The organism is Paraburkholderia sp. UYCP14C (assembly GCF_004197395.1).
In the GTDB taxonomy this organism is placed as follows: domain Bacteria; phylum Pseudomonadota; class Gammaproteobacteria; order Burkholderiales; family Burkholderiaceae; genus Paraburkholderia.
Genome location: NZ_SELS01000005.1, coordinates 257555 through 282227, shown reverse-complemented (window position 1 = coordinate 282227; position 24673 = coordinate 257555). Strand labels below are relative to the sequence as shown.

The 24673-nt window shown below is 63.8% G+C and carries 21 protein-coding genes; 14 read left to right on the top strand and 7 right to left on the bottom strand.

Features of this window, described 5'->3' with window-relative positions:
* Positions 1–820, bottom strand: an 820-nt coding sequence (locus EVC45_RS07010; RefSeq protein WP_248295050.1) for a LysR family transcriptional regulator, incomplete at its 3' end; no start/stop codon positions are given.
* Between the two features lie 98 nt (positions 821–918).
* Here EVC45_RS07010 and EVC45_RS07005 point away from each other — a divergent pair.
* From EVC45_RS07005 to EVC45_RS06995, 3 genes are read left to right on the top strand one after another with little or no spacing between them, the layout of a single operon-like run.
* Positions 919–2223 carry a CitMHS family transporter gene (locus EVC45_RS07005; RefSeq protein ID WP_129957282.1) on the top strand — a complete coding sequence of 435 codons (1305 nt, stop codon included), beginning with the start codon at positions 919–921 and terminating at the stop codon, positions 2221–2223.
* 25 nt (positions 2224–2248) lie between these two features.
* Positions 2249–3607, top strand: a complete 1359-nt coding sequence (locus tag EVC45_RS07000) for an acyclic terpene utilization AtuA family protein (protein WP_129957281.1) — start codon at positions 2249–2251, stop codon at positions 3605–3607.
* A gap of 1 nt (position 3608) precedes the next feature.
* Positions 3609–3914: a hypothetical protein gene (locus EVC45_RS06995; protein ID WP_129957280.1), complete on the top strand. Its 306-nt coding sequence runs from the start codon at positions 3609–3611 to the stop codon at positions 3912–3914.
* Positions 3915–3969: 55 nt separating this feature from the next.
* On the opposite strand, the gene EVC45_RS06990 is transcribed toward EVC45_RS06995, so the two are convergent.
* Positions 3970–4680, bottom strand: coding sequence for a FadR/GntR family transcriptional regulator (locus EVC45_RS06990; protein ID WP_129957279.1), 711 nt, complete (start codon positions 4678–4680; stop codon positions 3970–3972).
* Between the two features lie 418 nt (positions 4681–5098).
* Here EVC45_RS06990 and EVC45_RS06985 point away from each other — a divergent pair, with 418 nt between their 5' ends.
* The 4 genes from EVC45_RS06985 (at position 5099) to EVC45_RS06970 (ending at position 11776) form a co-directional block, all read left to right on the top strand.
* Positions 5099–6430: an MFS transporter gene (locus EVC45_RS06985; RefSeq protein ID WP_129957278.1), complete on the top strand. Its 1332-nt coding sequence runs from the start codon at positions 5099–5101 to the stop codon at positions 6428–6430.
* Positions 6431–6560: 130 nt separating this feature from the next.
* A complete protein-coding gene (gene gudD / locus EVC45_RS06980; RefSeq protein WP_129957277.1) occupies positions 6561–7910 on the top strand; it encodes a glucarate dehydratase in 1350 nt (449 codons plus the stop codon).
* Between the two features lie 652 nt (positions 7911–8562).
* Entirely contained in the window at positions 8563–10836 is a 2274-nt protein-coding gene (locus tag EVC45_RS06975; protein ID WP_248295049.1) for a beta-glucosidase, read from the top strand.
* Positions 10837–10990: 154 nt separating this feature from the next.
* Positions 10991–11776, top strand: a complete 786-nt coding sequence (locus EVC45_RS06970) for a peptidylprolyl isomerase (protein ID WP_248295048.1) — start codon at positions 10991–10993, stop codon at positions 11774–11776.
* A gap of 142 nt (positions 11777–11918) precedes the next feature.
* On the opposite strand, the gene EVC45_RS06965 is transcribed toward EVC45_RS06970, so the two are convergent.
* Positions 11919–13427 carry an MFS transporter gene (locus EVC45_RS06965; protein WP_129957300.1) on the bottom strand — a complete coding sequence of 503 codons (1509 nt, stop codon included), beginning with the start codon at positions 13425–13427 and terminating at the stop codon, positions 11919–11921.
* 368 nt (positions 13428–13795) lie between these two features.
* On the opposite strand from EVC45_RS06965, the gene EVC45_RS06960 reads away from it, so the two are divergent.
* Together EVC45_RS06960 and EVC45_RS06955 are read left to right on the top strand one after the other, a co-directional pair.
* Positions 13796–14923, top strand: coding sequence for a porin (locus EVC45_RS06960; protein ID WP_129957275.1), 1128 nt, complete (start codon positions 13796–13798; stop codon positions 14921–14923).
* Positions 14924–15507: 584 nt separating this feature from the next.
* Positions 15508–16215 carry a dienelactone hydrolase family protein gene (locus EVC45_RS06955; protein WP_129957274.1) on the top strand — a complete coding sequence of 236 codons (708 nt, stop codon included), beginning with the start codon at positions 15508–15510 and terminating at the stop codon, positions 16213–16215.
* 124 nt (positions 16216–16339) lie between these two features.
* On the opposite strand, the gene EVC45_RS06950 is transcribed toward EVC45_RS06955, so the two are convergent.
* Positions 16340–16630, bottom strand: coding sequence for an SDR family oxidoreductase (locus EVC45_RS06950; protein WP_306770762.1), 291 nt, complete (start codon positions 16628–16630; stop codon positions 16340–16342).
* A gap of 202 nt (positions 16631–16832) precedes the next feature.
* Between EVC45_RS06950 and EVC45_RS06945 the strand changes: the two genes are divergently transcribed.
* Together EVC45_RS06945 and EVC45_RS06940 are read left to right on the top strand one after the other, a co-directional pair.
* Entirely contained in the window at positions 16833–17861 is a 1029-nt protein-coding gene (locus EVC45_RS06945) for a helix-turn-helix domain-containing protein (RefSeq protein WP_129957273.1), read from the top strand.
* Between the two features lie 4 nt (positions 17862–17865).
* Positions 17866–19122, top strand: coding sequence for a Zn-dependent hydrolase (locus tag EVC45_RS06940; RefSeq protein WP_129957272.1), 1257 nt, complete (start codon positions 17866–17868; stop codon positions 19120–19122).
* An 8-nt stretch (positions 19123–19130) separates the two neighbouring features.
* Here EVC45_RS06940 and EVC45_RS06935 read toward each other — a convergent pair whose 3' ends face one another.
* Positions 19131–19436 (bottom strand): panthothenate synthetase, encoded by a 306-nt coding sequence (locus EVC45_RS06935; RefSeq protein ID WP_129957271.1) that lies wholly within the window; start codon positions 19434–19436, stop codon positions 19131–19133.
* A 134-nt stretch (positions 19437–19570) separates the two neighbouring features.
* On the bottom strand, positions 19571–20230 hold the full coding sequence (locus EVC45_RS06930) for a methylated-DNA--[protein]-cysteine S-methyltransferase (RefSeq protein ID WP_129957270.1): 660 nt from the start codon (positions 20228–20230) through the stop codon (positions 19571–19573).
* Positions 20231–20530: 300 nt separating this feature from the next.
* On the opposite strand from EVC45_RS06930, the gene EVC45_RS06925 reads away from it, so the two are divergent.
* Positions 20531–21913: a leucine-rich repeat-containing protein kinase family protein gene (locus tag EVC45_RS06925; protein WP_129957299.1), complete on the top strand. Its 1383-nt coding sequence runs from the start codon at positions 20531–20533 to the stop codon at positions 21911–21913.
* A complete protein-coding gene (locus EVC45_RS06920) occupies positions 21910–22890 on the top strand; it encodes a substrate-binding domain-containing protein (RefSeq protein ID WP_129957269.1) in 981 nt (326 codons plus the stop codon). The genes EVC45_RS06925 and EVC45_RS06920 overlap by 4 nt, the downstream gene beginning before the upstream one ends.
* A gap of 49 nt (positions 22891–22939) precedes the next feature.
* Here EVC45_RS06920 and EVC45_RS06915 read toward each other — a convergent pair whose 3' ends face one another.
* Positions 22940–23383 carry a PRC-barrel domain-containing protein gene (locus EVC45_RS06915; protein WP_129957268.1) on the bottom strand — a complete coding sequence of 148 codons (444 nt, stop codon included), beginning with the start codon at positions 23381–23383 and terminating at the stop codon, positions 22940–22942.
* Positions 23384–23670: 287 nt separating this feature from the next.
* Between EVC45_RS06915 and EVC45_RS06910 the strand changes: the two genes are divergently transcribed.
* Positions 23671–24513 (top strand): transporter substrate-binding domain-containing protein, encoded by an 843-nt coding sequence (locus EVC45_RS06910; protein WP_129957267.1) that lies wholly within the window; start codon positions 23671–23673, stop codon positions 24511–24513.
* Positions 24514–24673: the final 160 nt, after the last annotated feature.

The following is a 24673-nucleotide window of genomic DNA, read 5'->3' as shown; positions in this document are numbered from 1 at the left end:
CGAAGCCCGTCAGGAAAGGCTGATGAAGCTGGCCGCCTGAGCTGCAAAAGCTTGTCCAGACAACCGGAGCCGATACACGCGCCGATGCGGGCAGGATCGTGATGCCGAGCCCGGCGCGCGCCATCGCGACGGCGCTCATCATGTACGTCGGCTCGCAGGCGATGCGCGGCACGCATTGCGCGTCGGCGAATGCGCTGTCGACGACCGCGCGCACGCTGGTGCCCTGCGCGGTCAGCACGAGCGGCTCGTTGGCGAGATCGGCGAGCGTGACGGGGCGGCGTCGCCGCGCGAGCGCGTGCTGCTTCGGCAGCACCGCGACGAGCCGGTCGATGCCCTCATGCAGCACCTCGAGCGCGCTGTCGTTCAGCTCGCCACCGGTCAGCCCGATATCGACATCCTCGTTTCGCACCAACGTGTTGACCATGCTCGCGACGACATCGCGCACCTCGAAGCCGACGCGCGGCACGGCTTTTCTGAGCGCCTGCACGAGCTCGGGCAGCACGCTCGCCGCGAAGGTCGGCAGACACGCGATGCGCACCGTGCCGCTCGCGCCTTCGCCGAGCGCGCGTGCGTCGAGCAGCACGTGCTCCATGTCGTGCAGCGATTTCTGTAGCACGGGCAGCAGTTCGCGGCCGGTCGGCGTCAGCGCGACGTTGCGGCTGTTGCGATCGAACAGGCGCAAACCGACCGTTTCCTCCAGCCGGCGAATCTGCACCGTCAACGCCGGCTGCGACAGATGCAGCCGCGCGGCCGCGCGCGTGAAGCTGCCCGTTTGCGCGACCGCGACGAACGCGCGGATGTCCCGTAGATTCAGATCCATGATCGTTTGTGATTGCTGCAATCAATTCATTTCAATTGTTTTATTGCTGCGCAGAACTTACGCTCGATCACACTAAAAAACAACCTGGAGACAAGCTCATGCTGCCATTGCTGGGGCTGGCCACCATCGTCGTGCTGCTCGGCGCGATCCTCTCGAAACGCATGTCGCCGCTCGTCGCGCTGATCATCGTGCCGCTCGCGGCAGCGTTGCTCGGCGGCTTCGGCTTGCAGACGAGCAAGTTCGTCGTCGACGGTCTGAAGAGCCTCGCGCCCGTCGTCTGCATGTTCGTATTCGCGATCCTGTACTTCGGCACGATCACCGATGCCGGCACGCTCGACCCGATCATCGAGCGCATCCTGCGCGCGGTCGGCACGCGGCCCACGCGCATCGTGATGGGCACCACGCTGCTCGCGCTGCTGATCCACCTCGACGGCTCCGGCGCGGTCTGCTTCCTCGTCACGATTCCCGCGATGCTGCCGCTCTACGACCGCCTGAAGATGGACCGGCGCGTGCTCGCCGCGGCGGTATCGATGGCGGCCGGCATCAACTTTCTGCCGTGGACCGGGCCGATGATTCGCGCGTCGGCGTCGCTGCATCTGCCGATCTCGGCGCTGTTCAACCCGCTGATACCGGTGCAGGCGATCGGCCTCGTGTTCGTGTTCTCGATGGCGTACTGGCTCGGGCGGCGCGAAGAAAAGCGCCTCGGCCTCACCGCCGCGAGCGGTTCGGTGCCGATGCCCCAACGCGAGCTGACGCCGGAAGAGCAGGCGCTGCGCCGTCCGCAAAACTTCTGGTTCAACATCGTGTTGACGCTCGTCGTGCTGGGCACGATGGTCGTGATGGGCGAAAAGATCCCACCGGCGATCATGTTCATGGTGGGCCTGTGCATCGCGTTGATGGTCAACTATCCGAACGTCGACATGCAGCGCAAACGGATCGATGCGCATGCGCGCGCCGCGCTGATGATGGCCGGCATCCTGCTCGCGGCCGGCGTATTCACCGGCGTGATGCAGGGCAGCGGCATGCTGAAGGCGATGGCGCAGGCGGCGGTCGGTTTCGTGCCGCCGGCGATGGCGAGCCATATTCCGATCGTGCTCGGCCTGCTGTCGATGCCGCTCAGCATGCTGTTCGATCCCGATTCGTTTTATTTCGGCGTACTGCCGGTGATCGCGGAAGTGGCGGGGCAGCTCGGCGTGCCCGCGGTACACGTCGGCCAGGCCGCGTTGCTCGGACAGATGACCACCGGTTTTCCGGTCAGCCCGCTCACGCCCGCGACGTTCCTCGTGGTCGGCCTGTGCGGTATCGATCTGGCCGATCACCAAAGATTCACGTTTCCCCTGCTGTTCGGCGCGTCGGTCGTGATGACGATCGCGTGCGTCGTGCTCGGGATCTTTCCACTGTGAGCTTCATTGAACGGACGCAAGCACCATGACAGCCACTGAACCTGAACGCGTCGTGCGCATCGGCGCGGGCGCGGGCTACTCGGGCGACCGCATCGAACCCGCGCTCGAACTTGCCGAGCACGGCCAGCTCGACTATCTCGTGTTCGAATGCCTCGCCGAACGCACGATCGCGATCGCACAGCAGGCGCGCAGTAAAGACCCGGAGCTTGGCTACGACCCGCTGCTCGAAGCGCGCATGCGCGCGGTGCTGCCCGCCGCGGCGCGCAACGGCGTGCGTATCGTGTCGAACATGGGCGCGGCCAATCCGCTCGCGGCGGCGCGCAGGACTGCGCAGATCGCGCACGAGCTAGGCCTCGGCGGTCTGAAGATTGCCGCGGTCACCGGCGACGACGTGCTCGACGTCGTGCGCGCGGGCGACTTCCATTTCGTCGAATCGGGCGAGGCGGTGGCCGCGTACGAGGACCGGCTGATTTCGGCCAATGCGTATCTCGGCGCGAGCGGCATCGTCGAGGCGCTCGCGGCCGGCGCGCAGGTCGTGCTGACCGGGCGCGTCGCCGATCCGTCGCTGTTCGTCGCGCCGTTGATCCACGAATTCGGCTGGCGCATGGACGCCTGGCCGATGCTCGGCCAGGCGACGGTGATCGGCCATTTGCTCGAATGCGCAGGGCAGATCACCGGCGGCTATTTCGCGGACCCCGGTTTCAAGGACGTGCCGAATCTCGCGCGGCTCGGCTTTCCGATCGCCGAAGTGGCACGGGACGGTTCGGTGGTGATCACGAAGCTCGCGCAAAGTGGCGGGCTCGTGACCGAGGCGACCTGCAAGGAGCAGTTGCTGTATGAGATCCACGATCCACGTCGTTATCTGCAGCCCGACGTGGTCGCTGATTTCTCGCAGGTGCGCGTCGAGCAGGAAGCGCCGGACCGCGTGCGTGTGACCGGCGGTAACGGCACGGAGCGCACCGCGACGCTCAAAGTGTCGGTAGCGTATTTCGATGGCTATATCGGCGAAGGGCAGATTTCGTACGGCGGACCCGGCGCGCTCGCGCGGGCACGGCTCGCGCTCGAGATCGTGCGCGAACGCCTCGCGCTTACCGGCGTACAGACGCGCGAGCTGCGCGTCGATCTGATCGGGGTGAACGCGCTGCATGGCGATACGGTGGCGGCCGGTCATGGCGAGCCGTACGAAGTGCGCGCGCGCGTGGCGGGGCGCACGGCGTCGCTCGCGGAGGCGGTGCGCATCGGCAACGAGGTCGAGACGCTGTACACGAACGGACCGGCGGGCGGAGGCGGCGTGACGAAGGCGGCACGCGAGGTGGTCGCGGTGCAATCGGTGCTGCTGCCGCGCGAGCATGCGATGCCGGCTTTCTCGCTGGTGGAGGCTTGAGATGAAACTACGTGAACTGGCTCATTCGCGCACCGGCGACAAGGGCAATACGCTCAATATCTCGGTGATCTGCTACGACGCACGCCATTACGAGCGACTGCGCGATGTGCTGACGCCCGAGCGCGTCAAGGCGCATCTGCGCGACGTGGTGCGCGGTGACGTGGTGCGTCATGAGTTGCCGGGCATCGCCGCATTCAACTTCGTGCTCGGCGATGCGCTCGGCGGCGGTGTTACGCGTTCGCTCGCGCTCGATGCGCATGGCAAATCGCTGAGCTCGGCGTTGATGGACCTCGACGTGGGGCAGTGAGGGTATCGCTGGTGGCTTGTCGGGTTGCGGGGCGGCCGCTCCGCCCCGCGTGCGATCACACGCCTACTTTCGTCAATTCATGCGCGCGGCGCAGTCGCTCGCGGCTGTTGCTCAGATGCATGCGCATTGCGGCGCGCGCGTCGTCGGCGTCCTGACGTTCGATGGCGCGATAGATCATCAGATGCTCGCCGAGCACGCTGCGCAACACCTCGATATGGTCGAGCTCCGCGATCTCGGCTGAACCCAGCCGCGTGCGTGGGCTGACCGAGCGGCCGAGCTGGCTCAGCACGTCGAAGAAATAGCGGTTGCCGCTCGCGCGCGCGATCTGCAGATGGAACTCGATGTCGTGTGCGAGCGTGTCGGTGCTGCCGCGCTCCAGTTCCGACTCGAAGCGATCGAGCGCGATGCGAATCTGCTTCAGGTTCTGCTCGGTGCGCCGCGATGCCGCGAGCGCGGCCGCGGCCGCTTCGACGTCGATCCGAAACTCGATGATCGCCATCACGTCGAGCATGCTGGTGAGATCGGCGGCGGGAAGCTGCATCGGTTTTTCTGCGGCGGGCGCGAGCACGAAGGTGCCGATGCCGTGGCGGGTCTCGACGATCCTCGCCGCCTGCAGACGCGAAATCGCCTCGCGAACCACGGAGCGGCTCACGGACAACTGCTTCATCATCGCGACTTCGGTGGGGATGCGGTCGCCTGGCCTCAGCGCGCCGCGGCGAATTTCATCGGAAAGGGTGGCCACCACCTTTTCAGTTAGGCTGCTCATTTTTGTGGCTGGTTGACTGGTCCTGCAAAGTATCGCACAGGACTGTACTCGATTCCGCCGCGTTCGGCGGCATCGGCGCGGGCTATTTTTTGCCCGTGGACGCGCCGCGGACCGGGGTCGAGGCGGACATTCGCCCAAACGGATGGGCTGCTGCCGGCAGCTTGCCAATTTAAGACATCGGACGTCTTAGTTTGAGTGGTGCCCCGGCTTGGTCGGCAAGGTTCGGAAATCGTGAAACTTCCGTTATTTCATGGGCGTCAACCGGGGGTCAAAGGGTAAACACCCAACTGGATTTGACCAAAATAACGCGGTAGACTGTCGTCAGACAACGTATCAGGCGTACTTCACGATCCGGCACCCACCGGATGCGCCGCGCTGCGTTCCAACCCGGCCGCCCGGCCGACAGGGGAGACAAATCTTGACATCAGTTCTGACTAGTGCACTGGACCCGCTGGAATCGGCGGTCGCGAAGGTGAAGCGCAACGTTTTGCCGCTGTTCCTGATCATGTTCATCGCGAACTATATCGACCGCGTGAACATCGGCTTCGTCAACGCGCACATGAAGACCGATCTCGGCATCGGCGCGGCCGCGTATGGACTCGGCAGCGGACTGTTCTTTATCGGCTACGCGCTGTTCGAAGTGCCGTCGAACGTGCTGATGCAGAAGTTCGGTGCCCGCGCGTGGCTCACGCGCATCATGGGCACCTGGGGGCTGGTGGCGGGCGCGATGGCGTTCGTGTGGAACGACACGTCGTTTTATGTGCTGCGCTTCCTGCTCGGTGTCGCCGAGGCGGGCTTCTTTCCCGGCGTTGTCTTTTACTTCACACAGTGGCTGCCGCAAAAAGAACGCGGCAAGGCGATGGCGATCTTTCTGTCCGGCTCGGCGCTCGCATCGGTGCTGTCCGGTCCGATCACCGGTTCGCTGCTGTCGATTCGCGGCCTCGGCCTGCAGGGCTGGCAGTGGATGTTCCTGATCGAAGGCGCGTTTTCGATCGTGCTGTGCGTGGTCAGCTGGATGATGTTGAAGTCGCACATCCGCGACGCGCACTGGCTCACCACCGAAGAGCAGCGCGTGCTCGAACAATCGATCGCGGCCGAACAGGCTGCGCGCGAAGCGCAGGGCGGCGCGCATCTGCCGACAATGAAGCTGCTGAAGGACCCGCAGATCGCACTGTTCTGCTTCCTGTACTTCGCGATCCAGCTGACGATCTACGCGGCCACGTTCTGGCTGCCCACGATCATTCGCAAGATGGGCGGCCTGTCCGACTTCCAGGTCGGCATGTTCAACGCGATTCCGTGGCTGATCGCGATGGTCGCGATGTACGGCTTCGCGGTCGTGTCGGCGAAATGGCGTCATCAACAGGGCTGGCTCGCGGTCGCGCTCGTCATCGCGGCGATCGGCCTGTTCGCGTCGACGTCGGGCAACCCGGTGTTCTCGTTCGTCGCGATCTGCTTCTCGGCGATCGGCTTCAAGGCGGCCTCGTCGCTGTTCTGGCCGATCCCGCAGGGCTACCTCGATGCGCGCGTCGCCGCCGGCGTGCTCGCGCTGATCAATTCGCTCGGCAACCTCGGCGGCTTCTTCGCGCCGGCCACCTTCGGCTATCTGCAGCAGCACACGGGCTCGATCACGGGCGGCCTGTACGGTCTCGGCGTCGCGTCGCTGCTCGCGGCGGCGGCCGGCTTCCTGACGCGTAACAAGCCCGGCAATCGCGAGCCGTTGCCCGAATCGTTGCGCGGCAACGCCCATTGACTACACTGACGGCACGCATGCGGCCGTCATCGTTTCTGTATTCGAGTCTTCATCCGGTCCGGTCGAACGCGCACGCAGCGCGCGGCGGCTTCCGCCGGCCGGCTTACTTCATCAAATAGGTGCTTTTCCCATGTCCACGAAACCTACCGAATCGAACGCCACGCCGATCGTCACCGAACTGCGCGTCGTGCCCGTCGCCGGCCGCGACAGCATGCTGATGAATCTGAGCGGCGCGCATGGTCCGTTCTTCACCCGCAACATCGTGATCCTGCGCGATAGCGCGGGCCATACCGGCGTCGGTGAAGTGCCGGGCGGTGAGAACATCCGCAAGACGATCGACGACGCGCGGCCGTTCGTGGTCGGTCAGTCGATCGGCAATCTGCAGGCGATATTGAACCGCGTGCGCACGCAGTTCGCCGATCGCGACGCGGGCGGCCGCGGCTTGCAGACCTTCGACCTGCGCACCACGATTCACGCGGTGACCGCGCTCGAAGCCGCGCTGCTCGACCTGCTCGGCCAGCATCTCGGCGTGCCTGTCGCCGCACTGCTCGGCGAAGGGCAGCAGCGCGACGAAGTGGAAATGCTCGGCTACCTGTTCTATATCGGCGATCGCAACAAGACCGATCTGCCGTACGCGAACAACGCCGGTGCACGTGACGACTGGGAGCGCGTGCGCACGGAAGTCGCCTTGACGCCGGAAACGGTCGTTCGTCTGGCCGAAGCGGCACAGGCGCGCTACGGCTTCAACGACTTCAAGCTGAAGGGCGGCGTGCTGCCGGGCGACGCCGAGATCGAAGCGGTCACGGCACTGGCCGAGCGCTTCCCCGAAGCACGCGTGACACTCGACCCGAACGGCGCGTGGTCGCTCGCGGAAGCGGTGCGCCTGTGCCGTGACAAGCACGACGTGCTCGCGTACGCGGAAGATCCGTGCGGCGCGGAGAACGGCTATTCGGGCCGCGAAGTGATGGCCGAGTTCCGCCGCGCGACCGGTCTGCCGACGGCGACCAACATGATCGCGACAGACTGGCGTCAGATGGGTCACGCCATCCAGTTGCAATCGGTCGACATTCCGCTCGCCGATCCGCACTTCTGGACCATGCAGGGCTCGGTGCGCGTCGCGCAGATGTGCAACGACTGGGGCCTCACGTGGGGCTCGCATTCGAACAACCACTTCGACGTTTCGCTAGCGATGTTCACGCACGTCGCGGCCGCGGCGCCGGGCAAGATCACCGCGATCGATACGCACTGGATCTGGCAGGACGGACAGTTTCTGACGCAAGATCCGCTGCAGATCGTCGGCGGCAAGGTCAAGGTGCCGCAGAAGCCGGGCCTCGGCATCGAGCTCGATATGGACGCGCTCGAGAAGGCACATGCGCTGTATCAGCAGCACGGCCTCGGCGCGCGCGATGACGGCGTTGCCATGCAATATCTGATTCCGAACTGGAAGTTCGACAACAAGCGTCCGTGTCTCGTGCGTTAAGAACGCTTTAACTCAATCAAAAGCCTGGCGGGCTGCACGAACGGTGCAGCCCGCCAGGCTTTTTTTGTTGTCCTTTGCATTGCGCGCTGCAAGATAACGACGCCGCGGATGTCGACGGCCTTCTTGCCGCCACTTAATGCTCACACTCGCCGCTTGCGCCTATCCGAGCCCTCTGGAAAGCCCGCCACGCCTTGCTTCACCACTTGTTTCGTCAATTTGATAAACACTCATCAGACGTCCGTGCTTAATCATAAGTCTTTGTTTTTATTGGCATGACGTAAACCCTAGTCGTCTGATGACAATTTAAACATTACGATGGCTTCACTGGAAAGCAGACCGTGACCGTCGGGAACGGCAAGCTTCCAGTCAGGCCCGCATGTCTCTTTGGATCAGGGCTGGAAAGCAGCAGCCGGAACATTGGCACCAGGTTGAATCGCAGTCCTTCACATTAAAACGACCGATCCGCGGCTCGCGTTTGTGCATATAACAATTGAGGAAAGACATGTCTGTGAAATTCACTCAGAGGAGAACCGCCGCTGCCGCAAGTTTCGTATTCATTCTGGCGGCGTGCGGTGGCAGTGATAGTCCGAGCACAACGGCGGCTTCGACGCCGGCTTCAACTCCGACCTCCTCGGCATCCGCGATGCCATGGATGAACACGTCACTGTCTGCCGAAGCACGCGCGGCATTGCTTGTCCCTGCGATGGCGCTTGCCGATAAGGAAGAGCAATTGGCCGGTTCAAATCCCGGCATCCTGCCCGAGTTGCCGCAGTGCTACGGTGCGCGGCACATTCTCGGCCTGTCGAAGTACGCTATTCCGACACTGCGGATCACCAATGGGCCGGTGGGTATCGGCCAGAACGACTGCGTTTCTCCGTCCGTATCGGGCTTTGCCGCCTATACGGATTCCAGTTCCGCCAAGGCGACTGCGCTGCCCTCAGCCATCGCGATGGCAGCCTCGTTCGATCCTTCCGTGGCAACCCAGTTCGGCAACGTGGTCGGTGTCGAAGGAAACAATCTCGCTCTGCACGTGTTCGAAGCGCCGGGCATGAACCTCGCAAGATTGCCGGTGGGCGGACGCAACTTCGAGTACATGGGCGAAGACCCCTATCTCACCGGCACGATGGGTGTCGCTGAAATCCAGGCCGTGCAAGCCCACGGCATGATCGCGATGGCCAAGCACCTGGTGGCGAATGAACAGGAAACGAATCGGATGACGATTCAGGAGAGCGTGGACGATCAAACGTTGCACGAACTCTATATGCTGCCGTTCGAGATGGCGGTGAAGGCAGGCAACGTCGGCGCCGTGATGTGTTCGTACAACTCGGTGAACGGCTTTTCGATGTGCGAGCAGAAGCACATCCTGTCCGATGTCCTGCGCGGACAATGGGGCTTCAAGGGCTACGTGCAGTCGGACTTCTTTGCGGCGCATAGCACCGCGCCGACGATGCTGGCAGGCATGGACAACGAGATGCCGCTGCCGCAGAACTGGTCGCCGGCAAATCTGAATGCGGCCTTGGCAGCGGGGCAGATTCAGACCTCGGATATCGACAACGCACTGCTGCGCCGATATACGCAGATGTTCCGCGCGGGTATCTTCGATCGGCCCATTGCTCAGACCGCCATCAACGCAACGGCCGGCGGTACGGTTGCGAAGCAGATTGGCGAGCAGTCGGCCGTGCTGCTGCAGAACAACGGCACCTTGCCGCTGAAGAAGACGGTTCGAAACGTCCTCGTGGTCGGCAAGACGACCCAGGTCTATGCGCAGCAAGCTGTTGCTGGCGGCAGCTCCGTCGGTCACCCAATGGGTTCCGGAGGCGGCAGCTCCGACGTCGTCGCGTTGTACACCGTGACGCCGGTGCAGGGCATCAAGGATACGCTTGCCAATCTCGGCAATACCGGCGTTCAGGTTCATCTGGCGCTCGTCGACGATAACAATTCGACCGGCACGATCGACGGCGCGGCCGCAACGATCTCCGAGGTCCAGACAGCGGCGACCGGCGCCGACGCCGTGATCTTCATGGCCGGCTCCATGTCGGAAGAAGGTGCCGACCAGGCGACCTTTACGGACTCGACGGGCCTGACGCTCGACACCGGCAAATACCTCAACACGCTCGACTGGTATTCGCCGAAGTCGAGTTCCCTCACGACCTCGAGTACCGCTAAAAACAGCAACACGCTTGCGTTGCTGCAAACCATCGTCGCGGCAAACAGCAACACCGTGCTCGTTCTGAAGGACAGTGCCGCCGAAGCGCTCGATCCTTCGATCCTCACGGGCGGGACATCCGCCGCGAGCGCGATTCTCGAGACCTGGTTCCCCGGAGAGGAAGATGGGCACATCGTGGCGGATCTGCTGTGGGGCGTGGCGAATCCGTCGGGCAAACTGCCTGTGACGTTCCCGCAGGTCGGCCAGGGCTTCATGGACTCGATTACGCCTTACCAGTACCCGGGCGTGTCGATCAACGGAAGCGCGACGGTGACCTACTCCGAAGCGCTGAACGTCGGCTACCGCTGGTATGACGCAATGGGTAAAACGCCGGCATTCCCGTTCGGTTATGGACTTTCGTACACGACCTTCACGATTACCAACCCGACCGTCAGTACCGGAGCAAACGGCACTTACACGGTTAGCGCGGTCGTGAAAAACACGGGTTCCGTGGCGGGCGCCGAAGTACCGCAGGTGTACATCGCGCTGCCGACCTCGGCGGCAGAGCCGCCCAAGCGTCTGGTGGGATTCCAGAAGGTGAGTCTGAATGCAGGCGCAACGCAGACGGTGTCGATCACGATCGATCCTGCCGCGCCGAATCATCCGCTCAGCACCTGGAATAAGGACTCGCAGCAGTGGACGACTCCGACCGGTTCCTACTCGGTGTACGTCGGGAACTCGTCGCGCAGTCTGACTCTTGCGGGCACCATTACCAAATAAAGTCGCATCAAGCGCCGGCGTCTGATCAGTTCCGATTCCTGATCAGACCTGGCGTTACACACACCTGGAACTTTGGCGATCGTTCGCCGAAGTTCTCGAACCAACGAAAGTGGTCCGCTCAATGAAAGTACTATCACGACGGATGTTGGCACTTGTGCTCGGTGCGACGCTCTCCCTGGCGACGAGCGCGACCGAGAAGCCGTTCGTCACGGTCAACGGCAAAGCAGTTTCTCAGGCAGACGCCGATTTGTATATCGGACAGGCGCATGCGCAAGGTTTTCCCGATTCACCTCAATTGACGGACCATGTCCGCGACGAACTGATCCGGCGCGAAGTTCTGCTCCAGCAGGCGGAGAAAACCGGCTTCGACCGGAACCCGGAGGTCGCGGCACGTGCCGAGGCCGCGCGGCAAAAGATTCTCGTGCAGGCGCAGGCGACGTGGGAAGTCGAGATCGTCAGGGCGTACATGCAGGACTTTCTGAAAAAGAACCCTGTCAGCGACGATCAATTGAGGGCGATGTACAACGACATGAAAGCGAAAGGCGGCAGCACGGAATATAAAGTCCGCCATATTCTCGTGAAGGACGAGGGTCAGGCCAAAGACATCATTGCGAAGCTCAATAAGGGCGCGTCGTTCGGCGACCTCGCAAAGGAATCGATCGATGCCGACACTCGATACAACGGCGGAGATCTGGGCTGGATCACTTCCAGCAAGGTGGTCAAACCGTTCGCTGACGCTGTTTCGCATCTGCACAAGGGCGAATACACGCGGACCCCGGTCAAGACCGGATACGGTTTTCATGTCATCGAGGTCGATGACACCCGCCCATTGCAGGTCCCCTCGTTCGAAGACATGAAGCCGATGCTGTACCAGCAGGCACAAGCGGAACTCGTCGACCGAATGGTGAAGAATCTCAAAGCGAAAGCCACCATTCAGTAAGCGGCCCAATCACGTCCGTCATCCTTGGGATGCGATTGAGAGCCTGATGTGACGGCGTCGGGTCTCTTCGTCCAACCCATTTGCTCCCCGTTCTTTCATTCGGATCGGGGAGCTTTTTTTATTCGCGCCGTGATTCGAACACTCAGCTTTTGCGAAACACCACGTGCGAAATCCGCTGCACGAGAAGCGCGGCTGCGAGCGATGCCACCGCCGTCAACCACACCCCGATATGAATCGACTGCACGAGCGCGTCGCGTGCGCTATCGATCAGCGCGAGCGTATCGAGCCCCGAGGTCTTCATATCCGCGATCAGCTGCGCGCGCGAAGCATCGTCGATCAGGATGCGCAGATCGACGAACCGCGGCCGCCATTGCGATGCGGCCGGCTCGCCGAGCACGCTCATCGTGCGCGTGACGACGTTGCGATAGTGATGCTGCACGACGGTCGCGACGATGCTGGTGCCGAGCATGCCGCCGACCATGCGCGTCGACTGCAATAGCGCGGTCGTGATGCCGAAGCGCTCGCGTCCGGCGATCTCCTGGCCGAACACGTTCAGATTGTTCAGGATGAAACCGAGGCCGATGCCGACCGCGCCCATCGGCAGCACGATGCGCAGCCGCGGCGTGTCCGGATTCGCGAACGCGAGCGCGATCGACGCGAACATCAGCAGCCCGAAACCGATCGTCAGAATGCGCGTCGGCTTCCTCATGTGAATCACGATGCGCGTGTTCAGCACACTGCCGATCGCAATGCACGCGGCGATCGGCGTTGCGAGCAGGCCGGCCTGCTGCGGCGACAGACCGAAGCCGCCTTGCAGCAGCAACGGCGCGAAGAAGATCAGCGAGAACATCACGAAGCCGGACAGCATGCCGAGCGTGAAGAGCGTGACGAGCTGCGCGTCCTTGAACAGATCGAGCGGAATGATCGGATGCGTGGCGCGCTTTTCGCACATGTAGAGCGCGACCGCGCCGGCGATCACGCACGCGCCGAGGACGAGGTTGCCCACCGTGAGGCCATTTTTCGGCACCGCTTCGATGAATGCCTGCAAGCCGCCGAGCACGGCCGCGACCAGCCCCGCGCCGAGCCAGTCGATCTTGACCTCGCCCTCGTGCGGCCGCCGGAAGTTGGGCAGATGCATCCAGACGAAATAGAGCGCCGCCGCGCCGACCGGCAGATTGATGAGAAACGTCGAGCGCCAGCCGAGGTGCTCACTCATCCAGCCGCCGAGCGACGGGCCCGTCGCCGTGCCGATGCCGTAGGTCGCGGCCAGCACGACCTGCCAGCGCACGCGGGTGCGCGGGTCGGGGAACAGATCGGGGATCGACGCGAACGCGGTGCCGACCATCATGCCGCCGCCGACGCCTTGCAGTCCGCGCGCGATCGCGAGAAACAGCATGCTGTTGGCGAGGCCGCACAACACCGACGCGACCGTGAACGTGATCACCGCGGCGATCACGAAGCGCTTGCGGCCGAAGTAGTCGCCGAGCCGCCCGAACACCGGCACCGTGACGACCGACGCGAGCAGGTACGCGCTCGCGATCCACGCGAAATATTCGAAGCCGTGCAGCTCGGCGACGATCGACGGCAGCGCGGTGCTGACGACGGTCTGGTCGAGCGCGACCAGCATATTGACGAGCCCGATGCCGAGCATCGCGTAGAGCGCGTGGCGAAATGGCAGGGCGGGAGCGGCGGAACTGACGGGGGCGGTGGAATTCACGGATCGGGCGGAAGGCGGTTCAGGGTGGACGCTGCACGGCGGATCGCGGTCAGGAACCCGGCAATTTTACGCAAGTTGTCTGACGTCTTGACGATTATACGGGTTTTCCCTAGGCAAAACTGTTCGTTGCGCGAAAAACCACAGGGCGTGGGTAAATCAATGCCGAGCTACGGGGGACAGTGCCGCGCACGGGCTCCGGTGAGTCGTGCGCTGCCCATTGTCCAGTCGCGGACGCTAACGCCCGTCTGCCTCGTTTCGATGTGCGCCAGCGTACTGCCCGGCCCGCACGGGCTCGCCCGAACGTGGTAAGTTCGCTCGCGCAATATCCGATCGATGTGTTCGAGGAGGATCAGATCCTGCGCCACGCCCCGGCTTGCTTGCTGAACACGGTCCGCGAAGCCTTGACGGCCCGCAGATGCAGGCGCGCGGCGATCGGCGTCGGCGTCAGAGCCGCGTGGGTGGGCGGCGCGCTGCTGCTCTATGCGCACGGCGCGGCCGCGGCCATCGACATCGATAGCGGCAGCGCCCCCGTCATGCCAGTCACCACCGGCTTCGTCTCGCTCTACGGTCTGATCGATACGAGCGTCGAAATCACCAACCCCGGTTCGGGCTGGGTCGCGCGCATGGACTCCGGCGCGTATCGCGGCTCGCGCGTCGGGCTGCACGGCGCGGAGCCGCTCGGGGGCGGCAACGCGATCGTGTTCACGCTCGAAAACGGCTTCAGTTCGACCGACGGCAGCCTGCAGGTGCCCGGCTCGATTTTCAATCGCCAGGCATGGATCGGCGCGAGCGGCGACTGGGGTGAACTGCGCTTCGGCCGTCAGTATTCACCGATCTATATCCCGTTCAAGGGCGATCTCGACGCGTTCGGCGCCGGCACGATCGCCTCGGGGCTCAACAACCTGTCGAAGATCACGCCGTATGCGAACAACGCGGTCGCGTATCTGTCGCCGCGCATCGCCGGCTTCAGCGCCACCCTGATGATGGCGATGCGCGATCCGTCCGAGGCCGACGGCAATGGCATCGACGGTTACTTCGTGACCGCGTCCTATCGGTTCGACCAGGTGCATCTGCTATACGGGCGCCAGCAGACGCACGGCTCCGGCGCACTGCGCGCGAATCTCGGCGGCGCGAACTACGCGTTCGGCAAGCTGCGCGTGTGGCTGTCCTTTTTCAATGGCGATGGCGCCTCGCTCGGCTATGCGCACGTGCGCGACTACACGACGCCCGGCGGCAACGCGGATCAATTCAGCGCGGCATTCGAATACAGCATGTCGCCCACGCTGCTGCTGTACTTCAGCGCCGCGTATCTCGCGAATCACGACGACTCGAGCTTCACGCTGCGTGGCGTCAACGTGACCGGGTTGCCGGTCGCCTATCCGGGCGCACCGGTGGCGGGTGTGCAATTGGGTGTGATAGAGCGGTTCTAGCACACATCGCAATACGTCAAGCTTTGATTCGAGCTAACCCACTAATTGGATAAAAGCACTTAAATGCGTGCATGAAATCATGTGTCACGTGGGCATAATTATTGGTAGACGATGAATGCGCTTTCAATGCGGATGCGAATTGGCGAGAAGGTCACGCCAGTCGGAATTGCAAAAGCATCACGAATAAAAAAAGCCGACACAATGTGTCGGCCTAAAGATTCTGGCGTCCGAGGATGAATTGCCAGAACCTGAGAGACATGCGCCCGCAAAGCAACGCCGGTACGGGATTTCGGGCCGCCGCGACGCGCGCTTCGACCTGCGTCGCACTTTACCGGTAGCTTTCAGCAGGAAGCGCCGTTGATGCAAAAAGCATGGCGTGGAGTATAACGTCGACAATCGACTTTGTGGAACCACGCGACGGCGAATTAACTAATGAATTTATGCTTATCTTTATCCTCATATTGTTGGATTCACATAACGCGCAGATTCAGCGGGAGCACGCTCGCGCGCTGACACGATTGCGATAGAACAGAAGAGGGGTAGTGGCGCTATGCTAGCGGTTTCGTCTACTCGAGGAGCGACCGATGACCCAACACGCAGGTTCGATGATCACGTTCAACCGTCCCGACGGCAAGCAGCTACAGGGCTATCTCGCGAAGCCTGAAAAAACCGCGGGCGCGCCGGCGGTCGTCGTGATCCAGGAATGGTGGGGCTTGAACGACCAGATTCGCGGCGTCGCCGATCGCCTCGCGAAAGCCGGCTACTTCGCGCTCGTGCCCGATCTGTATCGCGGCAAGTCGACGGTCGAACAGGATGAGGCGCACCACTTGATGAGCGGCCTCGATTTCGGCGACGCCGCGACGCAGGACGTGCGCGGCGCGGTTCAGTATCTGCAGCAGCACGCGGCGAAGGTCGGCGTGACCGGTTATTGCATGGGCGGTGCGCTGACGTTCCTCGCGCTGTGCAACGTGCCCGAAGCGGCGGCCGGCGTCGTCTGGTATGGCTTCCCGCCGCTCGACTATATCGACGCGTCGAAGATCAAGGTGCCGGTGTTGGGCCACTGGGGTCTGCAAGACGAGTTCTTCGCCGCCGACACCGTCGACACGCTCGAAAAGAAACTGACCGACGCAAAGGTCGACGTCGAGTTTCATCGCTATCTGGCGCATCATGCGTTCGCGAATGAAACGGCGGTTGGGCCGGGCCGCATCGCGAAGACGCAATACGATCCGGTCTGGGCGCAACAGGCGTGGGATCGTACGCTGACGTTCTTTGGCCGCACGCTGTGGAAATGAGCTGGTGAGTGGTAAAAGCGGACGGCTCCTCCGCTTCGTCAGCGTGCCCGCGCTCGTGGCGCTCTGTTGATACGGCCGCGCTGTTTTGCAGCGCGGCCGTTTTCCTATGCGACGGGTTCTGGACTCACAGCTTCGAACCGCCATCGACGTGCAGCGTCTCGCCGGTGATCCAGCGCGCCGCGTCCGAAGCCAGGAAGGCCGCCGCCCCGGCGATATCGTCCGGTTGCGCGACGCGCTTCAACGCCTGCATGCTCAACGTCAGTTCGCGTCCCGCGGTGGTCTTCGTGAAGCTCGACATATCGGTCTCGACGACGCCCTGTGCGACCGCATTGACGCGAATGCCGCGCTCGCCGAGCGCTGCCGCGAAGTGCCTGACGAGCGTATCGACCGCGCCTTTGGTCGCCGCGTTCGTAATGCAGTGAGGCCTTGCGCAATGGAAAAAGCCTTTGTAGGCTCGGGTGCATGCCTGTCAGGCATGGCTCGTGAAGAAGCGTCTGGATCTTCGGCATATCGCGAGATTTCACGACCGCGGCACTGACGCGCCAGCACGGGCTCATGACGTTTTCGCCAGCCACGGCTATCATGCAGGCGCACACGACCAAACCGGCGGGGAGACCTTGACGACCGATCCGGCAGCCAACCGCACCGCAACCGCGGCCGCAGCCATGCCCGCGGCTTTCGACTACAGCCACTTCGACACCTTCCGCACTGTGCCGCGCGCGCAGTTGCCGGTGTGGCGCGAGCGCGTCAGCCACTTTCTGGACGTGCCGATTTCGCGCCGGCAACTCGCCGACGGCTTTCGCGGCAGCATCGACACCTATCGCGCCGGCGGGATGGCCTTCACGGATTGCCGCACCGATCCGGTCTCGCAAACGCGCTCGGTCGCGCGCATTTCGACCGACAACGTGCGCCAGATCGTGTTTCATGTGGCGCTCGAAGGGACCTTCGAAACGACCACGGGCCTCCATCCGAAGCGCGTTGCGCTGCAAACGCGGCCGAGCATCCTCGCACTGGACATGAATCAGCCGATGCGGATGACGCGCGGTCCGTGCCGGCTGGTCGCGCTGTTCCTGCCGCGCCATCTGATCGATCCGGTGCTGCCGGAAGCGGAGTCGATTCATGGCCGTGTGATCGAATATCAAACGCCGCTTGCGCGGTTGATTCCCGCGCATCTGGCCGAGCTATGCCGCACGCTGCCCACGATGGACGCGTCCGCGGCTCAGGAAGCGCTACACACCTGCGCGCTGTTGATGGCGGCGGCATTCGGCAAGGAGACGGGCCTGACCGGCAGTGCGCGCGCGGTGGCACGTACCGCGATGTTCGCGGCGGCGCGCCGCTATATCGACGCGAATCTCGGCCAACCCGAACTGTCGGTCGACAGCGTGCTGGCCGTGTCGCAGCTGTCGCGGCCCACGCTGTATCGGTTGTTCGAGCCGGAAGGCGGGCTCCTCGCGTATATCCGCAACCGGCGCCTGCGCGAAGCCGCCGACGAATTGCATCGCCACCCGCGCAGGCCGGTGATCGAGGTCGCGTACGGCTGCGGCTTCAACAGCGCGTCGGATTTCAATCGGGCGTTCAGGCGTGCCTACGATATGTCGCCGGGCGATTTTCGCGCGGCGGCATCCGCAATCAATTCATGGAGATGACAACGTGGTGAAGATCGATCCGGACCGGCTGATGGCCGACCTCAAACATCTGCGCAGTTTTGGCGCGGTCGGCCCAGACGCGGCCGGTCCCGGCGTAGTCCGGCTCGCGTTGTCGCCGGTCGATCTGGCGGCGCGCGAATGGCTGGTCGGCAGGATGACGGAGGCGGGGCTCGACGCGCGCATCGACGGCGTGGGTACCGTGTTCGGGCGCTCGCGCAATCGTGGTCCCGCGCTCGTGATCGGTTCGCACACGGACACGCAGCCGACCGGCGGCTGGCTCGATGGCGCGATGGGCGTGATGTACGGGCTCGAAATCGCCCGCGCGCTAGCGGAGAACGACGCGACGCGGCACCTCGCCGTCGACGTCGCGTCGTGGATCGACGAAGAGGGCACGTTCTCGGGCCTGCTCGGCAGCCGCAGCTTTGTCGGTGAGGCGGTCGACGAATCGATTCGCGGCGCGACGAACCGCCAGGGCGAACGCCTCGTGGACGTACTCGAGGCAGCGGGACTCGCGGGCCGGCCGCGTGCGCGTTTCGAGGCAGGGCGCCAGGTCGCGTATCTGGAGCCGCACATCGAGCAGGGCGGACGGCTCGAAGCGATCGGCAAAGCGATCGGCGTCGTCACGACGATCGTCGGGCTGCGTGAAGCGCGGCTGCGCTTCACGGGGCAGCGCAACCACGCGGGCACGACGCCAATGGCGATCCGCCGCGACGCGGGCGCGGCGCTGGTCGCGTTCATCGCGCGGATGAACGACGCGTTCACGCAACTGGCCGACGCTGATACCGTCTGGACCGTGGGCCGCATCGATCTCGATCCGGGCTCGATGAGCGTCGTGCCCGGCGCGGCCGACATGTACCTGCAATACCGCGACGCGAACCCGGCACGGTTTCAGGCAATGGAACATGCGCTCGCGGAACTGTTGCGCGACTTCAACGCGCACCACGCGGTGAGCGTCGAATTGCAGACGATCGACGAGCCGATCGAACCTGTCAGCATGGACGCGGCGCTCGCGGAACACATCGCGCGAGCCGCCGAAGCGATCGCGCCGGGCCAGTGGCTGCGCATGCCGAGCGGCGCCGCGCACGACGCGCAGGTGATCGCGCGTTGCATGCCGGCCTGCATGATGTTCGTGCCGAGCATCGGCGGCGTGAGTCACGACTTCATCGAGGACACGGCCGAGGAGCATATCGTGCTCGGCTGCCAGGTCGCGGCGACGGCCGCGGCTTCGATGCTGCTGCAGCTATCGGCCGGACATTCCTGAGGGCCGCGCTACTTCCACTTGTCGCCGAGCGCGTCGAGCCCTGCTTTCATCAGATCCTCGGGCAGCATCGCGATGCGCAGTTCGCAGTCGGCGTCGAGCTTCAGGAACCACGGTTCGGCAAGGGCCGGAATCGCCGACGGATCCGCGATGTCGACGACCGCCACCGCGCCGCGCTTGCCCTGCTGCTCGGTGAAGTAGATGGCTTCCGGCTTCATGTCCTCGAGGATCTTTTGCATCAGCTCGCCGATGCGGCCTTCGCGCACCAGCGTGTTGAAGGGTTCGTTCGGTATTTGTATGTTGAGAAGCATGCGCATGTGAGCCTCCTGTTCGATACCCCAAAGGGCATCTTAAGGATAGGTGTTGCATGCGCGGCCGATGGCGTTGATCGCGGACGAAGCATCGGCGATTACGGCCGATGAGTGGCGCGTTGTGCTGGGTGTGCGTTGCTTCAACCGCCGAAGAGCGAGCCCTGCGTTCCCCGACTCGGCGGATGGTGCGCTGGTTTCGCGGGCATGTCGTTCTTAATCGATTGCGTCGCTTGCGTCGCTTGCGTCGCTGGCGTCGCTGGCGTCGCTTCTCGCTGCGGTGCGAGCCGTTGCGCGTCATTTGCGGCTGCTTCGAGCGATGTCTGTCCGGCCTCCAGCGAGAGCAGCAGCATCTTGTTCGCGAGGCCGCCGGCGAATCCCGTCAGCTCGCCCGACGCGCCAATCACGCGATGACACGGCGCGACGATCGAAATCGGATTCCGGCCATTTGCCGCGCCCACCGCGCGCACCGCGTTGAGGTTGCCGATCTGCTGCGCGATCTCCGAGTAGCTGCGCGTCTGACCGAACGGGATGGTCAGCAGAGCGTGCCAGACCTGCTTCTGGAACTCGGTGCCCTGAAAGTCGAGCGGCAGATCGAAGGCCTGCCGCGTACCCGCGAAGTACTCGCGCAATTGCCGCGCGGTTTCGACGAGCACAGGCAGCTCGTTCGCTTCGCTCATCTCGCCAAGCCGCACTCGGTTCGGCTTGTCGTGCTCCCACAGAATCGCGGCAAGGCGTTCGTCTCTCGCCACGAGCTTCAACTGGCCGACCGGCGAATCGATCAATTTGTATGCGTACGTCACTTTCTCAGGCTCCTGACAGGGTGGAGGCGCAGGGTTCGCGAGGCGGAGGCGCTTGAACGACCGGACGCGGAAAGCGGCATGAAGGCTGCGCCGTTGTTCAATAATGTGTCGCGGGCGTCGCCTGAACGCTCTCCAGATGTTGCTGTCTCATTCGCATTCGACATGGCCGCGACCTTCGTGACCCTCGCGGCGATCACGTCACTGTACCGCAGAGAAACCCACGATGACCTTCGACTCAGTAAAATCGGTAGCTGCGGTACGGCGCGCTGCGGGCGCTACCCGATCTTCTTTCCCATGACTATGACCACGACGCTTGAACAACTGCGGGCCGGGCAACTGGCCGGTGCGCGCGAACTCAAACTCGGGTGCGGCCTGAGCGAATTTCCGCGCGAGATTTTCGATCTCGCCGATACGCTCGAAGTGCTTGACCTGTCGAACAACGCGCTGACGACGCTGCCCGACGATCTGCCTCGTCTGAGCAAACTGCGCATTCTGTTCGCGTCCAACAACCCGTTCACCGAACTGCCCGGTGTGCTCGGCGAATGCGCGCAGCTGAGCATGGTCGGCTTCAAGGCGAATCGCATCCGCGAGGTGCCGGCAAGCGCGCTGCCGCCGCTGCTGCGTTGGCTGATACTGACCGACAACGACATCGAACGCTTGCCCGCGGAACTCGGCCGCTGCACGCAACTGCAGAAGCTGATGCTCGCCGGCAACCGGCTACGTGCGCTGCCCCAGGAAATGGCCGCATGCACGCGGCTCGAATTGCTGCGGCTCGCGGCCAATCGTTTCGACGCATTGCCAGCGTGGCTGCTGCGTCTGCCGCGGCTTGCGTGGCTCGCCTATGCGGGCAATCCGTTCAACGCGGCGCTCGAACAGGCGGCGCTCGTCGATACACCGATCAGCGGGATTCGCTGGGATGCGTTGCGGCTCGAGCAGCGGTTGGGCGAGGGCGCATCGGGTGTCATCCATCGCGCGACGCTGCACGCGGACACCGAGCCCGCGCCGCGCGAGGTCGCCGTCAAACTGTTCAAGGGCGCGGTGACGAGCGACGGGTTGCCCGACTGCGAAATGGCCGCTTGCATTCGCGGCGGCGAGCACGCGAACCTGATCCCCGTGCTCGGCAAGGTGACCGGGCATCCGTCGGACACGCATGGCCTGGTGATGGGATTGATCGATCCGCGCTTCGCCAATCTCGCCGGTCCGCCGAGCCTCGCATCGTGCACGCGCGACATCTATCGCGACGACTTGCGCTTCGACCTTGCGACGGTGCTCGGTATCGCGAGCGGCATCGCGAACGTCGCGAGTCATCTGCATCGGCGCGGCGTGATGCATGGCGATCTGTACGCGCACAATATCCTGCACGGCGGCGCGGGGCGCGCGCTGCTCGGCGATTTCGGCGCGGCGTCGTTTTACGATGCCGGCGATCGCGAACTCGGCATCGCGTTGCAGCGGCTCGAAGTGAGGGCCTATGGCTGTCTGCTCGAAGAGTTGCTCGAGCGTTGTGATGCACCCGCCGGACTCGACGCGCAACCCGACGTCGCCGCGCAGCTCGCCGCATTGAAGACGCGTTGTCTGAGCGATGACATCGACAGCCGTCCGCTGTTCGACGAAATCGCCGTCAGCGTCGCGTCGATCGATGGGCATCTCCGCGACCGGCCCCTCCGCGAAGGAGTCTCGCCATGACGCAGAACATGCGCCGCCGCGTGCTGCTCGCGGGCGCGCTGGCCGCAACCGGCCTTACCCGCGTCGCGCTGTTCGCGGACCAGGCCCGCGCCGAAGTGCTGCCCGGCACGAAGCCGAAGATCGCGCTCGTGGTCAAATCGATGTCGGACCCGTTCACGGTCTCGATGGTCAACGCCGCGCGCAATTACCAGGACCACTTCTCGTCGCAATTCAGCCTGACGATTCGCGGCACGGCCAAACAGACCGACACCGCCGCGCAGATCCGCATGGTCGACGAGATGATCAGGGCGAAGATGAACGCGATCGTGATCGCGCCGACCGACTCGAAGGCGCTGATCCCGGCGGTCGCGCGCGCGATCAAGGCCGGCATCATCACGATCACGATCGACAACCCGCTCGACGACGCCGCGCAAGAGGCCGCCGGCATCTCGGTGCCGTTCGTCGGGCCGAACAATCGCAACGGCGCGAAGCAGGTCGGCGATTATCTGGCGAAGTGGCTAAAGCCCGGCGATCAGGTCGGCATCATCGAAGGCGTCTCGGCGAGCAGCAATGCGCAGCAGCGCACGGCCGGCAGCCGCGACGCGATGGATGCCGCGAGCGTGCAGGTCGTCGCGGTCGAGTCGGGCAACTGGGAGTACGGCAAGGGCCGCGACGTGGCCACGAAAATGCTCGCCGAGCATTCGCAGCTGCGCGCGCTGCTATGCGGCAACGACAACATGGCGATGGGCGCGGTCGACGCGATTCGCGACGCGGGTCGTGGGGGCGGCGTCTACGTCACCGGCTACAACGCGATCGATGCGATCAAGCCGCTGCTCGCCGACGGCAGCGTGGTCGCGACGATGAACCAGTTCGCCGATCGCCAGGCCGTGTTCGGCATCGACTTCGCACTGAAGGCGGTGACCGAGCAGCGCAAGCAGCGCGAGTTGTCGAAGGTGATCGAGACGCCGCTGCAACTGGTGACGGCCACGAAGCGTTGAGGCGGCCGCGCTATCGCGCTGCCCGCCGTCGCCTCGTCGAATTACCGCATTATTCCGCCGACACCTTGCGCGGCTTCGTCGCCTTCTCGAGCTTGTTGTACTCGAACTCCGGCACCGACTTCAGCGCCTCCTTGGTGGCACCCGCTAGGAACAGATTGCCGTCGCGAATCTGGAAGTGATCGACCGGAATCGCGACGTAGTGCTTGCCCATGCCGAGGAAGCCGCCCACCTGCACCACCGCGTAGCTCGCCTTGCGATCCGGCGCGATGATCACGTCATAGATGCTGCCGATCTTGTCGTTCAGATCGTTGTAGACCGGCTCGTCGACGAGCGCGCGCCGCACGCTCCAGCCCTTGAGCAGCGCATTGGTCTGCTCGGTGGTGCCGCCGAGCGGCTGCAGTCCCGCGACCTGCGCCCATGCGCCCGGCGCCGCGCATATTGCGGCGAGCGTGGCCGCACACATGATCGTGCATGTGATCTTCTTCGCTTTCATTATCGATCTCCCTGGTTGCCTGTCGGAAACCCGCATACGTGCGTCGAAGATCGGTAGCAGGCGACGTGCCCGGCCCGCACCGCGTGGCGTTGCGCACAGGCTTCGCGTGGGCCCCGACTTGATGCGCTTTCGGAATCAGGTGGTGCCGAATTGTCAATAGCAGGGGATTCTGTGGCGACTTAATATCGATCGCGCCAACGTGGACCCGTCGCGATGAAGTCCGGAAGCGCCTGGTCCGCGAACAAGAACGCAAGTGCGACGTAAAACAAACAACGGAGACACGCACCATGGCTAAGTCCATCCTGACCCGCCTGCTCGGCTTCACACTCGGCGCCGGCATTGCCTTGACCGCCTTCAGCGCTCACGCGGGCGCCACGCTCGATCGCGTGATGAAGAACGGCACGATGATGGTCGCGACGAGCGGCAAGTGGCCGCCGCAAGCGTTCCTGAACGACAAGCACGAATTCGACGGCTTCGATATCGACGTCGCGAAAGAAATCGCGCGTCGACTCGGCGTCAAAGTCACGTTCGATACGCCGCAATTCAGTCTGATGACCGGCGGTCACTGGCACGGCCGCTGGGATCTGTCCGTGCTTTCCGTTACGCCGACCAAGCCGCGCGCCGAGTTGCTCGATTTCCCCGCGGTCTATTACTACAGCCCGTATGTGTTCGTCGTGAACAAGGATTCGAAGGCGAAGACGCGTGCCGATCTGAACGGCAAGGTGATCGGTGTCGAGGCGGGCACCACGTCGGAAGACTACGTGCGCAACCGCCTCAATATCGCCGGCCCGGACGTGCCACCGTTCCAGTACATGACGCAGCCGCCGAAGGAGATCAAGACCTATGCGGACTCGATGCTGCCTTATGACGATCTGCGCCTCGGCGACGGCAAGCGCGTCGACGGCATCGTGACGCCGGTGCAGACCGCGCTCAACGCCATCAAGAACGGCTATCCGGTGAAGATCATTCCGGGCGACTTTGCGTTCCGCGAGCCGCTCGCGATCGTCGCCGACAAGGGTGACGCCGAGTGGGACAAGAAAGTCGGCGACATCGTCGCGCAGATGAAGCAGGACGGCACGCTGACCAAACTCAGCATGAAGTGGTTCGGCAACGACTATACGAAGCAATAAGCGCGAACCCGGGACGCGGCGGTTCATACCGCCGCCGCGCCCGCTGCGCAGCCACCAGCAGCCACCAGCAGCCACCAGCAGCCACCAGCAGCCACCAGCAGCCACCAGCAGCCACCAGTAGCCACCAGTAGCCACCAGTAGCCACCAACAACAAACCGGC

Bases quoted from the DNA above. Each gene is read 5' to 3' on its own strand.
- EVC45_RS07005 (WP_129957282.1), top strand. From the start codon at position 919: ATGCTGCCATTGCTGGGGCTGGCCACCATCGTCGTGCTGCTCGGCGCG.
- EVC45_RS07000 (WP_129957281.1), top strand. From the start codon at position 2,249: ATGACAGCCACTGAACCTGAACGCGTCGTGCGCATCGGCGCGGGCGCG.
- EVC45_RS06995 (WP_129957280.1), top strand. From the start codon at position 3,609: ATGAAACTACGTGAACTGGCTCATTCGCGCACCGGCGACAAGGGCAAT.
- EVC45_RS06990 (WP_129957279.1), bottom strand. From the start codon at position 4,680: ATGAGCAGCCTAACTGAAAAGGTGGTGGCCACCCTTTCCGATGAAATT.
- gudD (WP_129957277.1), top strand. From the start codon at position 6,561: ATGTCCACGAAACCTACCGAATCGAACGCCACGCCGATCGTCACCGAA.
- EVC45_RS06975 (WP_248295049.1), top strand. From the start codon at position 8,563: ATGAACACGTCACTGTCTGCCGAAGCACGCGCGGCATTGCTTGTCCCT.
- EVC45_RS06965 (WP_129957300.1), bottom strand. From the start codon at position 13,427: ATGCTCGGCATCGGGCTCGTCAATATGCTGGTCGCGCTCGACCAGACC.
- EVC45_RS06955 (WP_129957274.1), top strand. From the start codon at position 15,508: ATGACCCAACACGCAGGTTCGATGATCACGTTCAACCGTCCCGACGGC.
- EVC45_RS06935 (WP_129957271.1), bottom strand. From the start codon at position 19,436: ATGCGCATGCTTCTCAACATACAAATACCGAACGAACCCTTCAACACG.
- EVC45_RS06925 (WP_129957299.1), top strand. From the start codon at position 20,531: ATGACCACGACGCTTGAACAACTGCGGGCCGGGCAACTGGCCGGTGCG.
- EVC45_RS06920 (WP_129957269.1), top strand. From the start codon at position 21,910: ATGACGCAGAACATGCGCCGCCGCGTGCTGCTCGCGGGCGCGCTGGCC.
- EVC45_RS06915 (WP_129957268.1), bottom strand. From the start codon at position 23,383: ATGAAAGCGAAGAAGATCACATGCACGATCATGTGTGCGGCCACGCTC.
- EVC45_RS06910 (WP_129957267.1), top strand. From the start codon at position 23,671: ATGGCTAAGTCCATCCTGACCCGCCTGCTCGGCTTCACACTCGGCGCC.